16 protein-coding genes are annotated in these 12452 nt (G+C 62.2%); 11 read left to right on the top strand and 5 right to left on the bottom strand.

The window, feature by feature from the left end; genetic code table 11:
* From hutH to ACEW8N_RS05645, 6 genes are all read left to right on the top strand, one after another.
* Window positions 1-1345: histidine ammonia-lyase (hutH, locus tag ACEW8N_RS05620; RefSeq protein WP_373498825.1), on the top strand; the 1345-nt coding region annotated here is incomplete at its 5' end.
* Window positions 1335-2078, top strand: coding sequence for a glycosyltransferase family 2 protein (locus ACEW8N_RS05625; RefSeq protein WP_373498826.1), 744 nt, complete (start codon window positions 1335-1337; stop codon window positions 2076-2078). The genes hutH and ACEW8N_RS05625, both read left to right, overlap by 11 nt.
* Window positions 2075-3019 (top strand): lauroyl acyltransferase, encoded by a 945-nt coding sequence (locus tag ACEW8N_RS05630; RefSeq protein ID WP_373498827.1) that lies wholly within the window; start codon window positions 2075-2077, stop codon window positions 3017-3019. Before ACEW8N_RS05625 ends, ACEW8N_RS05630 begins: the two co-directional genes overlap by 4 nt.
* A 236-nt stretch (window positions 3020-3255) precedes the next feature.
* Complete coding sequence (locus tag ACEW8N_RS05635; RefSeq protein WP_373498828.1) at window positions 3256-3747, top strand: MauE/DoxX family redox-associated membrane protein; 492 nt, start codon at window positions 3256-3258, stop codon at window positions 3745-3747.
* Window positions 3740-4264, top strand: coding sequence for a rhodanese-like domain-containing protein (locus ACEW8N_RS05640; RefSeq protein ID WP_373498829.1), 525 nt, complete (start codon window positions 3740-3742; stop codon window positions 4262-4264). The genes ACEW8N_RS05635 and ACEW8N_RS05640 overlap by 8 nt, the downstream gene beginning before the upstream one ends.
* Before the next feature lie 24 nt (window positions 4265-4288).
* Entirely contained in the window at window positions 4289-4861 is a 573-nt protein-coding gene (locus tag ACEW8N_RS05645) for a C-GCAxxG-C-C family (seleno)protein (protein WP_373498830.1), read from the top strand.
* Here the strand turns inward: ACEW8N_RS05645 and ACEW8N_RS05650 are convergent.
* The 3 genes from ACEW8N_RS05650 to dnaK form a co-directional block, all read right to left on the bottom strand.
* Window positions 4843-5145 (bottom strand): antitoxin, encoded by a 303-nt coding sequence (locus tag ACEW8N_RS05650; protein ID WP_373498831.1) that lies wholly within the window; start codon window positions 5143-5145, stop codon window positions 4843-4845. The genes ACEW8N_RS05645 and ACEW8N_RS05650 overlap by 19 nt on opposite strands.
* Window positions 5142-5423, bottom strand: a complete 282-nt coding sequence (locus tag ACEW8N_RS05655; protein WP_373498832.1) for a toxin — start codon at window positions 5421-5423, stop codon at window positions 5142-5144. The genes ACEW8N_RS05650 and ACEW8N_RS05655 overlap by 4 nt, the downstream gene beginning before the upstream one ends.
* 208 nt (window positions 5424-5631) lie before the next feature.
* Window positions 5632-7554, bottom strand: coding sequence for a molecular chaperone DnaK (gene dnaK, locus ACEW8N_RS05660; RefSeq protein WP_373498833.1), 1923 nt, complete (start codon window positions 7552-7554; stop codon window positions 5632-5634).
* Window positions 7555-7832: 278 nt separating this feature from the next.
* Between dnaK and ACEW8N_RS05665 the strand changes: the two genes are divergently transcribed.
* Window positions 7833-8705 carry a hypothetical protein gene (locus ACEW8N_RS05665; RefSeq protein ID WP_373498834.1) on the top strand — a complete coding sequence of 291 codons (873 nt, stop codon included), beginning with the start codon at window positions 7833-7835 and terminating at the stop codon, window positions 8703-8705.
* Between the two features lie 294 nt (window positions 8706-8999).
* Here ACEW8N_RS05665 and ACEW8N_RS05670 read toward each other — a convergent pair whose 3' ends face one another.
* Window positions 9000-9149 (bottom strand): hypothetical protein, encoded by a 150-nt coding sequence (locus ACEW8N_RS05670; protein ID WP_373498835.1) that lies wholly within the window; start codon window positions 9147-9149, stop codon window positions 9000-9002.
* Window positions 9150-9196: 47 nt separating this feature from the next.
* Complete coding sequence (locus ACEW8N_RS05675) at window positions 9197-9340, bottom strand: hypothetical protein (RefSeq protein ID WP_373498836.1); 144 nt, start codon at window positions 9338-9340, stop codon at window positions 9197-9199.
* 254 nt (window positions 9341-9594) lie between these two features.
* Here ACEW8N_RS05675 and ACEW8N_RS05680 point away from each other — a divergent pair, with 254 nt between their 5' ends.
* From ACEW8N_RS05680 to ACEW8N_RS05695, 4 genes are all read left to right on the top strand, one after another.
* Window positions 9595-10014 (top strand): hypothetical protein, encoded by a 420-nt coding sequence (locus tag ACEW8N_RS05680; protein ID WP_373498837.1) that lies wholly within the window; start codon window positions 9595-9597, stop codon window positions 10012-10014.
* Window positions 10015-10187: 173 nt separating this feature from the next.
* Window positions 10188-10544 (top strand): hypothetical protein, encoded by a 357-nt coding sequence (locus tag ACEW8N_RS05685; protein WP_373498838.1) that lies wholly within the window; start codon window positions 10188-10190, stop codon window positions 10542-10544.
* Window positions 10544-11701: an ABC transporter permease gene (locus tag ACEW8N_RS05690; protein ID WP_373498839.1), complete on the top strand. Its 1158-nt coding sequence runs from the start codon at window positions 10544-10546 to the stop codon at window positions 11699-11701. Before ACEW8N_RS05685 ends, ACEW8N_RS05690 begins: the two co-directional genes overlap by 1 nt.
* Window positions 11698-12366, top strand: coding sequence for an ABC transporter ATP-binding protein (locus tag ACEW8N_RS05695; RefSeq protein WP_373498840.1), 669 nt, complete (start codon window positions 11698-11700; stop codon window positions 12364-12366). The genes ACEW8N_RS05690 and ACEW8N_RS05695 overlap by 4 nt, the downstream gene beginning before the upstream one ends.
* Window positions 12367-12452 lie beyond the last annotated feature (86 nt).

Genomic DNA, 12452 nt, shown 5'->3' on the forward strand with positions numbered 1-12452 from the left:
CGCGGCCATGCTCCTCCGGGCCAACGCCCTGATGCGGGGCGCCTCCGGCGTGAGCCTTGAGATTGTCTGGCGCCTCGTGGATCTGCTCAACGGGGGCGCCGCGCCCCATGTGTACGAGTGGGGCTCCATCGGCGCCAGCGGGGACCTGGTCCCCCTGGCCTACATCATCGGCGCGGCCGTGGGGCTGGATCCCTCCTTCCGGATGAGCCTGGGCAAAGAGGACGACCTGGACTGCCTCACCGTCTTAGGGCGCCTGGGCCTGCCCCGGCTCCGGCTGGGGGTCAAGGAGGGGCTCTCCGTGATGAACGGCACCTCGGTCATGGCCGGGATCGCGGCCCACTGCGTCCAGGATGCCCGGGTGCTCCTGGCCCTGGCCATGGGCACCCACGCCCTCTATCTCCAGGCCCTGGCGGCATCGGCCCAGCCCTTTCACCCCTATGTGCACCTGCAAAAACCCCATCCCGGCCAGCGCTGGAGCGCAGCGCAGATCCTGGCGCTGCTGGAAGGCTCGCGGCTGATCCGGAACGGCCAGGATCTTCGGTCGGAAAACGACCTGGTCCAGGACCGCTATTCCCTCCGCTGCCTGCCCCAGTACATGGGGCCCATCGTGGACGGACTGGCCGTTGTCGCCCGTCAGGTGGCGGTGGAGATCAACTCGGCCACGGACAACCCCCTGGTGGACCCGGAGGCCGGCGACTATCTCTACTGCGGCAATTTCCTGGGGCAGTACATCGGGGTGGGCATGGACCAGCTGCGGTATCATATCGGCCTCTTGGCCAAGCACCTGGATGTCCAGATCGCCCTGCTGGTGGCCCCGGAATTCAGCGGGGGGCTCCCCCCCTCCCTGGTGGGCAACCCGGAGCGTCGCGTCAATGTGGGCCTCAAGGGCCTTCAGATCTCCTGCAATTCGGTCATGCCCCTCCTCTCCTTTCTCGGGAACTCCCTGGTGGACCGGTTTCCGACCCACGCCGAGCAGTTCAACCAGAACATCAACAGCCAGGGCTACGGCTCGGCCAACCTGGCCCGACAGTCCGTGGAGATGTTCCGCCAGTACATGGCCATGGCCCTGATGTTCGGCGTCCAGGCCGCCGGCCTGCGCACCCGTCTCGTGGCCGGGCACTGCGATGCCCGGAAAACCCTGTCGCCGGCCGGGGCCAGGCTCTACGAGGCCGTGTTCCGGGCCGTCGGAAAATCCCCCTCGGCCGGGAAGCCCTATGTCTGGAACGACGATGAACAGCCCCTGGATCTGGACATTCGCCGGATCAGCGACGATATCGAAGGCGGCGGCCACATCCCCGAAGCCGTCGGCGAGATTGTCGACAGCCTGGAGGCCCATGCCCCCTGACCTGGAACAGCGCGCGTTTGCCGTGGTCATCCCCGTCTACAACCACGAGGGGCGGGTTCGGGAGGTGGCCTCGGCTGCGGCCGGTCTGGGGATGCCGGTGATCGTGGTGGACGACGGTTCCACCGATGGCTCCTATGAAGCGGTCCGGGACCTGCCGGGCATCGAGATATTGCGCCATCCAAAAAATCAGGGCAAGGGCGCCGCCCTCCTGACCGGGTTCGCCCGCGCTGCCGGGTTCGCCCGGTGGGCCGTCACCCTGGACGCCGACGGCCAGCACGACCCGGCCGAGATCCCGGGGATGATCCAAACCCTGGGGCCCGGCGAGCGCGCCATCGTGGTGGGGGCCCGCGAGGGCATGGACGGCGTCCATGTGCCCTGGACCAGCCGTTTCGGCCGCAAATTCTCCAATTTCTGGGTCTGGATCGCGGGGGGCCCCCGGATGGCCGATTCCCAGAGCGGGTTCCGTGTCTATCCCCTGCCGGAAACCCTTCACCTGGATGTGGCGGCCCGGCGCTTTCAATACGAGGTGGAGGTCCTGGTCAAGGCCCGGTGGAAAGGCATCCGGGTGCGGGAGGTGCCGGTGACGGTCAGCTATCATCCGGGAATGCCGCGCATTTCACACTTCCGGCCCTTCATCGACTTTATGCGAAATTCCAGGACCTTCTCCCGCCTGATCCTCCGGCGGATCTTCGTTCCCAAGACCATCCGCGGGAAACGGCCGCCAACACCGTGAGCGAGCGCTTCTACCGGATCTCCACGGCCATTTCCCGGAAAACCGGCCCCTGGTTCTTCCGCATCTCGGCCAGGGTCGTGGCCATGGGGTTTTTCCTTCTCTTTCCCGGGCGGGTGGCCGAGAGCGTCCGGTTTTACCGGGCACTGTTTCCCGAAAAATCCGCTTTTCATGCTCTCCGGTGCGCCTGGGGCCAGTACCAGAATTTCACCCGGGTCTTCCTCGACCGTTTTCTGTTGGAGGAGGGCGGCGAGATCGCCTGCACCTCCCGGGGATGGGAGCACCTGGCGGCGGCCCTCGACCGGAAGACCGGAGGGGTCATCCTCATGTCCCACCTGGGCAACTGGGAGCTGGCGGCCCGCCTGCTCCGTCAGCGCCGGCCCGACATGCCCCTGCTGCTCTACATGGGAGCCCGGAACCGGGAGCAGATCGAGCGCATCCAGAAACAGAGCCTGGCCGACAGCGGCATCCGGATCATCGCCGTGGATGAGGGGAGGGCGTCGCCCTTCGATCTCATCGAGGGCATCACGTTCCTGAAATCCGGCGGACTGGTATCCATGACCGGGGATGTGCTCTGGCACCCGGGGCAGCGGGCGGTCTCCGCGGCCTTCCTGGGGCACGAGGTGCGTCTGCCCGAAACCCCCCATCTGCTGGCGCTGCTCTCCGGGGCGCCGCTCCTGATCCTTTTCACCTTCCGCACCGGCGACCGGCGCTGCGAATTTTCCGTCAGCCCGCCGGTCCGGGTGGGGCCGTCATCCCGCGCCGAGCGCCGGAAAGTCATCCGGGAATCGGTTCAGCACTATGCCGATCTTCTGGCGGAGGCCGTTCGAAGCCATCCCCTGGAGTGGTATCATTTCGGGAAATTTCTTGGCGAAAAGCCGGCCGTGAACCCGGACGGACCTCCGGACAAGCCGCCTCCGGGTCATGGCCCGAGGCCGGACTGAGAATGGTATCGATATTCTCGATCGCTGCGCGGAAATACATCAAAATTATCTATTTGCAAAATTAATTCAATCCATTATCATTGCGACCGTTGTCAAGATGGCACATGGGGCCGTCGCTGCGATGTGCGCTTCGGCTTTCGGAGCAACGGCGGGCCGCCGGGTGTGGATCCCCGGGGGCCGTGGTCGGTCGGCGCCCCCGGCGCCCCCGGCGCGGCGCTTTCGGTGGGAACATGATCGTGTTCGACTGGACATACAGGGTGCTTCGCTGGGTGCTCGGGGCGGTTTTTATCTATGCCGGAAGCACAAAGCTGCTCACGCCCGAGGTCTTTGCCGTCCTGATCGAGGCCTACGGCATCCTCCCCGAGAGCCTGCTCCTGCCCGCGGCCATCGCCCTGCCGGTCCTGGAGGTGGCTGCCGGCATCGGACTGCTGTTCGACATCGAGGGAAGCCTGGCGGCGATCACCGGGCTTCTGACGCTCTTTGTCGCGATCCTGGGATACGGCATCCGCATGGGTCTGGATGTCGACTGCGGGTGCTTCGGCCCCGAGGATCCGGAATCCAGGGCATTTCACGGGCTTCGGACCACGCTCTACCGCGACCTGCTCATGCTGGCGGGGGTGGCCTTTCTGTATGGCTGGCGTCGATACCGGGCCATTCGGCCGGTAAAGATCATGGGGGGTATCAACAAACGATTCAACAGGAGGCGTTCAGAAAATGCGTATGGCTAAACCGGTTCTGCAGCTTGCGATCATATGTACCCTGGCCCTGGGACTTTGCGTTCAGGCCATGGCCAAGGACAAGTTTGAAATGGAAGTGGAAAAGGAAGCCGAGGCGGTGAGTCTCGTGCGGGATGTTCGGCGGGGCGGATACGACGTGGTGAGCACCCCGGAGCTCAAGAAATGGATCGACGCCGGGAAGGGCATGACGATCATCGACACCATGCCCTACGAGGAGAGCTACAAAAAGCAGCACGTCCCGGGGGCGGCTCAATTCCTGTTCCCCATCCCCGACATGAAGGAATGGGACGTCAAGGAGACCGGCGGCAAAACGCAGGAGGATTTTGTGAAGCTGCTGGGAGCCGACAAGGAAAAGCCCATCGTGATATACTGCGGATTTGTCAAGTGCACCCGGAGCCACAACGGCGCCGCCTGGGCTGCCAGACTCGGCTACAAGAACGTCTACCGCTACCTGGGCGGAATTTTCGCGTGGAAGGGCGCGGGCTATCCTGCGCAAAAAATTGAATGAGGGGGGCGCGTCAACACGGCGGCAATGAATATTTTAAACCTGAATAAGAAATTGGGGGCCGGGGAAGAGGTCCTGATCGGGCGACTCCGGGAGCGGGCCGGAAACCTCTATTTGACCCGCCAGCTCCTGTGCGCCGAGGCGGTCATGGTCTCCTTGAACCACGGGCTTGACGGGGGTCTGAGCGAGTCCCAGGCCGTGGCCGTCGCCGCCCCGTTCTGCGCGGCCATGGGGGAGAGCGGGTGCCTGTGCGGCGCATTGAGCGGCGCCGAGTTGGCCTGCGGCCTGTTTCTGGGAAAGGAGCGGCCTTACCGTCACCGCCGGGAGATCCGTGACAGCGCGAAGGCGCTGCACGACGCCTTCAAGGCAGCGCACGGCGCGACCTGCTGCAGGGTGCTCACCCGGTCGGTCCGGCATGAAAAAGAGGCCCATTTCCGCCACTGCGCCGGCCTGACGGCGGATGCCGCCGAACTGGCGGCAAGAATGATCCTGGCGCGCCGGCCCGAGCTTGCGGCCCGGGTCGGCGAGGCCTTCCTCAGCCGTAAGGATTCCAGGATCGGCGGAGTGTTGCGGCGCCTGCTTCACCGCTTCTCGAACTGAGATTCCCTGTATTCCCGCTTTTCTTCAAGCCGCCCCATCACATATTTATGGATAATGCTTGAAACCAGGGTTTGATACGGCATCCCCTCCTGCATCGCCTTTAATTTGAGCCTCCTCAGATCGTTGGGTGAGATGCGGATGTTCATCCTTTCGCTTTTCGCAAGGGTGGCTCTGGCGGCCTGCTTTGCCTTTTGGATTTCTTCTTCCAGATCATCAATGGAAACCCACTCCTCGGTTTCAATGGACTCCATCAATTCCCTTTCTTCCGGATCATGAAATTTCATGATTCATCCTTTTTAAGATATATAGCGGTATACCTTCGGCTTGGAAATATTGTCTTGAGGAAAATGACATCCTCCTCTTCCACAAAAGGAACCATATAGGCATATCCTTCAATTTCGATAACATAAACCCGCTGACGGTTGTATTTGACGGAGTTTGGATGCTGGATCACATCGAGCAGCTTTCCATTTTCAATGCTCAGCACAACCTGCTCGAAGGATATATCTCTTTCCCGGATGAGCCATTGATTTTTTTTGTCATTCCAATCGAAGGGTTTCATGATGGAAAGCTATATTGATGTGTGCCTTTTGTCAATACGCTGTCATGGGATTGGAAATGGGATTCGGGGCCGATGCACCGCCGGTCATTCAACTTTCGGCTGAAAAATCCGGCGGAGATTGGCCCGGGCGGCCTTGAGAAGGAGCGCTGCCCCGGCTCAAGGCGCGGATGAGAAACCCGGGCCCCAGAGGGAGCCGTCGGGGACGATATTAAGCCACTTCGTCAAATTCGGCGTCGATCACGTCATCGTCGCCCCGCGTCCGCCCGCCGGAGGGTGTTTCCGGGCGTCCCGAATCCGGCCGGCCGCCGTCTTCCTGCGATGCCTGCGGCCCTTTCTGATACATGGCCGCCGTCAGGCGGTGGAGGGCCTGGGTCAAGGCCTCCGACATCCTTCGGATTTCCGCAGCGTTTTCGCCTTTCATGGCCTGTTTCAGGTCGCCCACGGCCGCCTCGATCGTGCTCCGGGTCGATGCATCCGACGCCCGGCCGTGGTCCCGCAGGCTCTTTTCCGCCGAATAGATCCGGGTGTCCGCCTCGTTGCGGGCGCTCACGAGGTCCTTCTTCCGAATGTCCTCTTCCCGGTGAAGCTCGGCTTCCCGGATGAGCCGGTCGACCTCGGCCTTGTCAAGCCCCGAAGCTGCAGTGATCCGGATGGACTGGGCCTTGCCGGTGGCCGCGTCCCGGGCCGAAACATTGACGATGCCGTTGGCGTCGATGTCGAAGGTCACCTCGATCTGGGGAATTCCCCGCGGCGCCGGGGGAATCCCTGTCAGTTCAAACCGGCCCAGCACCTTGTTGCCGCTGGCCATCTCGCGCTCGCCCTGTAGCACCTGGATGGTCACGGCCGTCTGGTTGTCCTCCGCCGTCGAGAAGATCTCGCTCTTTTTGGCGGGGATCGTCGTGTTTTTTTCGATCAGCCGGGTCATCACCCCGCCCAGGGTCTCGATGCCCAGGGAGAGGGGGGTGACATCCAGCAGGAGAACGTCCGTAATGTCGCCCTTGAGGACGGCGGCCTGGATGGAGGCCCCCATGGCCACGACCTCGTCCGGGTTCACGCCTTTGTGGGGCTCCTTGCCGAAGATTTTTTTCACCCGCTCCTGAACGACCGGCATGCGTGTCATGCCGCCCACCAGAATGACCTGATCGATGTCGGAGGTGCGGAGCCCGGCATCCTTCATCGCCGTCTCGCACGGGCCGGTCAGCCGATCCAGCAGGTCCGAGACCAGGGATTCGAGTTTGGCCCGCGTGATGCGGATGTTCAGGTGCCTGGGGCCGCTCGCATCGGCCGTGATGAACGGCAGGTTGACATCGGTCTCCAAGGTCGTGGAGAGTTCGATCTTGGCTTTCTCCGCGGCCTCCTTGAGGCGCTGGAGGGCCATCTTGTCCGTTCTCAGGTCGATGCCCTGGTCCTTTTTGAACTCGTCCGCCAGATAATCCACCAGGCGCAGGTCGAAATCCTCGCCGCCCAGGTGGGTATCGCCGTTGGTGGCCTTGACCTCGAAGACGCCGTCCCCGATATCCATCACCGAGATGTCGAAGGTGCCGCCCCCAAGGTCGAAGACGACGATCCTGCGGTCGCCGCTCTTGTCCATGCCGTAGGCCAGGGCCGCCGCCGTGGGCTCGTTGATGATCCGGAGGACGTTGAGACCCGCGATCCTGCCGGCATCCTTGGTCGCCTGGCGCTGGCTGTCGTCAAAATAGGCCGGGACCGTGATCACGGCATCCGTGACCGCCCCGCCAAGATAGGCCTCCGCGCCGGCTTTGAGATTGGCCAGGATGAACGAGGAGATCTCCGCCGGGCTGTAAGGCTTGCCGTTCAGGTTGATCCGCACGTCGCCGTTGGCCGCCTTTTCAATCTTGTACGGCAGGATGAGGCGGTCTTTCTGGACCTCCGGTGAATCGAATTTCCGCCCGATGAGCCGTTTGACGCCGAACATCGTGTTTTCGGGGTTGGTCACCGCCTGGCGCTTGGCGATCTGCCCCACGATCCGCTCGCCGCCGCTCGTGACGGCAACGATCGAAGGGGTCGTGCGGCCCCCCTCCGCGTTGTTGATGATGACGGCTTCGCCGCCCTGCATGACCGAGACGCAGGAGTTCGTCGTTCCCAAATCTATACCGATGACGTGTTTCATGTGTCTTCCTCTCTGTTGATGGGTATAAACATTACTAAAAATATTTTTACAGGAAAGTAATGTATAAAAAGGGAATGTCAACTCCATATTTTTTGCGCCCCATCACTTCCGGGGCGCCCGAGGCCGGGTACGGCAGCCTTTTGGCTTTGACTCCCCGGGCTCCGGTTGATATGATCCCGGACCGAAGTTGTCCGGAAGGGCGAGGGCAGAGGGCGGCACGCGGAGCCTGCGCGCGCTGCCGCAGGAGAGCCGCCGTTTTTTCGGGAGAGGAGATGACCATGGACGAAGACATTCGGGACAAGGTCGATATCCGGCATGACGACATCGTTGGATTGAACTTCATCCGGGATACCGGGCGCCATATGTTCCGGAAGCACTGCCGGCAGGGCCTGCGTTCTCGGATCATGGAGGTCCTGGACGCCGGGGACGTGCGGAAGGAAGCCGAGGGCGAATGGGTGGACGGCATCCGGGTCTTTCCGCGGGCCCGCCCCACCTGGATGTTGAGGATCTTCACCCGGCGGTTCGCCTCTCCGGCGGATGTTCTTGAAGAAGCGCGGATGTACAGCCTCGTCGAGGCCTGCCTCGGCCAGGGCCATATCGCGGCGTCCAGCGAATTTATCGTGGATTACATCCGGGACGGCAGGCGGGAGATGCTTTTGTGCGGCCTTCAGGCCTTCGTGGAGGGAGAGATCCTGGACCCGTGGGGCTTTGTTTACCCCGGGCACCTTGCCGAGCTGTGCCGGCGAATGCCGGCCGCATCCGACGGCGATGCCGATGTCCGGGTCCGGAGGGCCCGGAAGAGCGCCGAAAGCCTCCTCGGCAGGCTGAGGGACATGGTGACGACGGCCGGGTATATCCCCGACCTTTCGGGCATCGGCAATCTGATCCTCACCCCGTCCGGCAACATCCGGCTCGTGGATATCAACAACATCACGAAGGTCGCTGTTGACGACGTCGTCCCCACCGACGACAAGGGCTACCCCGTATGCGACAAATCGATCGAGGTCATGGCCATCCTGGAGCGGGAGCTGGCGGGGCGGCCTTTTGACCGGAACGACCCTCTCTACCGCCTGTTTCTCGACCCCGCGAGGATGGCCAGGGTCAAGGAGATCGAGGAGAAGTTTTACAGGGATCGGCAGAAGCAGATGTAGGGGCGTGGGCCTGGTAGGGTCCGATGACCTTGCAGGCTCGATTATGAAGGGTTTCCAAAAAAATAGCCGGATGGTCTTTTTTGATTCACGCCCTGCACCTGACGGCATTCCTGACCGATGACGAGGCCCCGCCAGCCTGGAAAGGACTTTCGCAATCAAGATTGCCGTCATGCCCGCACACACAAAAAAGGCAGGGCCGATTGGCCCTGCCCGAAGTGATGCGATACGTGCAGGAGTGGTTTGGGATCTGATCTTCGGCGTATCTCCTGCACCCCGCGTCACCTTTTCATGCGACTATCCCGCGACGTCGATTCCGAGGTTGCACCCCAGATGGGGATCTTTCTTCTCGCACTCGTGGTTCTCCGCGCGCGTGTCCTGATGCCCTTGTTCTCTTTCGTCTTCCGTTTCAATGTAATCCTGAACTTTTTTGTCTGCACTGGTCATAACGTCACCTCATCGCCTTTCAGATTTAAGTTTCCGCCTCGCTTGTTTCATCCCGCGACGTCGATTCCGAGATTGCATCCCAGGTGCGGATCCTTGTTGTCGCACTCCTGGTTTCGCCATCGGGTGTCCACGTGTCCTTCTTCTCTATCATGATCCGTCTCGAAGTAGTCCTGAACCTTATTCTCTGCCATGATGCACCTCCATGGTATGTTTTTTGGATGTAGGGGGTTGTGGTTGGCTTGATTCCCTTTGTCAGAAAGATGCGACAGGCCTTTCGCCATTTCAATGAGGAAGAAAAGAGGTGATATTAAGGGGTAATTCCCCCTGATTTAAGGGTGCTCTGCCCGTGGGACTTTGATATTGACAGCGGCCCTACATTGTGGCATATATGAGACCCTCAAAAAAAGGACGGTCCGTGAACAGGTTCTTCAGGAAAATCAACCGAATGGCTGCGGCGATCCTCATCGCCGGGATCGTTGTCTCCGGCGTCGCGGAGGCGATGTCCCAGTGCTGCGGCAAGATGCCGGGCGCCTGCATCACGATCTCCAACTGGAGCGCCGCAGGCGATGCCCATTGCCATGAAGCCCCACCGCCATGCTCTGCCGAAAAAGCTGAACCGACTCACTGCCCCCCGGCGCCTGAAGCGGATGAGGCCGTCGGGAATTTCTGCTGTGAGATCGACCAATGCGATACCCTCAGGCCGGATGAATTTCTACAGAATGCCTCGCCGTCCGCGATGGTCATGGACAGACAGGCCGGCACCGCGGATGCCCCCGGCATTTCAGGAGGGTTTACTCCCGACATCCGGACGCCATTTTTCCTCTCAATTCCCCTCTACCTTCTGAAGAACGCCCTGCTCTGTTGACGGCGCACGGCCCCGCCCGTGCGGTCTTCCGCCGCAACTGAACCGCCCCCGGATGATCCGGCAAGGGCGATCCGACACCTGTGTTCATGGAACCGACGGCCGCAACATCACGGCGGCGCATGCCGGTTCGCCTTTCTGATCGAGTCACATAAAAATTCAAGGAAATATAGGCGATGAAAAGAATCTTCACGCTGTTGGCGGTGGTGTCACTGATGCTCTCCTGTTCCGGCGAAAAATACGGCGCCGGGGCGGACAAAGGTGCTTCTCCCGTCACGGTCAAGGACGTTTATCTCGACCGGTCCCTTCATGAGGGTCTGGTCACCCTCGAAGGCACCATCATCGGCCAGTGCGGGTCGCCCGACAAGTGCTGGTTCTTCATGCAGGACGAGACCGGCCGCATCTTCGTCAACCTGAAGCCCGCGAATTTTTCCCTGCCCGCCGCCATGGGGAAGAAGGTCCGGGTCACGGGAATGATCCAGGGCGCCAAGGAGGGCTACCAGCTTATCGCCCAGGGCGTCGAGGTGCGCTGATGGCATTTATCAAACTCGCGTTCAGCAATCTTCTGCGGCACAAGGTCCGGAGCCTCCTCACCCTGGTGGGGATCGCCGCTTCGGTGACGGTGCTGTTTTCCATCCTCTCGTTCAACCGGGGCTTCGAGAGGGGGCTTGCGGATGAAATCAACCGGACCGGCATCCATTTCATGGTCGTTCCGGCGGGCTGTCCCCACGAGGTGGCATCCCTGGTCCTCCACGGCGCCGTGACCCCCAAGTTCATCGAGGCGGGCGTCGTCGACAAGATCCGGAGCACCGACGGCGTCGCCCTGGTCTCCCCCATGCTGATCACCCAGGTGCCCAACCCTGCGCGGGACCGGCTCGACATGGTCTACGGGCTCGAGATGTCCCACGTCCGGGAGATCAAGGCTGGCTGGCGGATTGACGGCCGGATCCCCGAGGGCGGGGACGGCCTCCTGATGGGCGCCGAGGTGGCGGCCCACGACGGTGTTGCGGTCGGGGAGCGGGTCCGCTACGGGAACCGCGACTTCACCGTGTCCGGCATCATCGGGAAGACCGGCAGCCAGGACGACGCCTTTGTTTACATGCCCGTTGCGGCCCTCCAGGATATCCTGGAAAAGCACGGCGGCCTCACGGCGGCCGGCGTCAAGGTCTCTCAGCCGGAGCGTCTGGAGGAGATCACCGGGGAACTGGCCGCAACCGTGCCGGGCATCCAGATCGTCACCATGAACGAGGTCATGCGGAGCCTGGCCGCCCTTGCCAATTCCGCCAAGGTGCTGAGCCTCTCCATCGCGGTCATCGCCGTCCTCATCAGCGCCGTCGGGGTGATGAACGCCATTCTCATGGCCATCTTCGAGCGGACCCAGGAGATCGGCATGATGCGGGCCGTCGGAGCCTCCCGGACGGACATCTTCCGGATCATCCTCAAGGAGACGCTCCTGCTGACCGCGGCAGGCGGGGTGTGCGGCATCCTCCTGTCGACCCTGGGGGCCGGCTGGATCGAGGGGTTCGTCCGCGGGGTCATGCCCTACGTGCCCTCCGGAAAGATGATCCATTTCGACCCGATTCTGGCCGGGGCCTGCATCCTCTTCACGCTCATCGTCGGCATGGCGGCAGGCGGCTACCCGTCCTGGAAGGCATCCACCATCAACCCCATCGAGGCGATCAAAGGATGATTGAACTCAAAAAAATCACCAAGACCTACACGAGAGGAGCGGAGACGGTCCACGCATTAGGCGGCGTCGACCTCTCCATCAATGGCGGAGAATTCATCTCCATCGTGGGGCCCTCGGGCTCCGGCAAGACGACCCTGCTGCACATCCTGGGCTGCCTCGACCGGCCGACCGCAGGCACGATGACCATCGACGGCGAGGCGGTCGACGATCTGCCCGAAGCGGCTCTTGTCCGGCTCCGCCGGGAAAAGATCGGGTTTATTTTTCAGCAATTCCATCTGATCCCGGGACTCAGCGTCTACGACAACATCGCGCTGCCCCTGCGCTTCAGCCGGCGAAGCCTGGACCGGGAGAAGATCCTTTCGCTCATCGAAAAGGTCGGCCTGGAGCGGCGGGCGGACCACCACCCGAACCAGTTGAGCGGCGGCGAGATGCAGCGGGTGGCCGTGGCGAGGGCCATGGTGAACGACCCCGAGGTCATTTTCGCGGACGAGCCCACCGGGAACCTCGACACGGAGAACAGCGAGAAGATTTTTTCCCTCCTCGCATCCCTCAACGCCGGGGGGCTGTCCGTCGTCATGGTCACCCACAACCCCGACCTGGCGGCGCGCGCCGACCGGGGCGTCTCCCTGAAGGATGGAAGGATCGTGCCGCAGGCATCTGGGTGACGAGAAGGTGAATATTCACGGCATGCGTCCGCGGATTCCGTCACGCAGGGACGGGGCGTAAAAAAAGGCAGGGCCAATCGGCCCTG

It is taken from the genome of Desulfococcus sp., from assembly GCF_041737845.1.
In the GTDB taxonomy this organism is placed as follows: Bacteria; Desulfobacterota; Desulfobacteria; order Desulfobacterales; family Desulfococcaceae; genus Desulfococcus.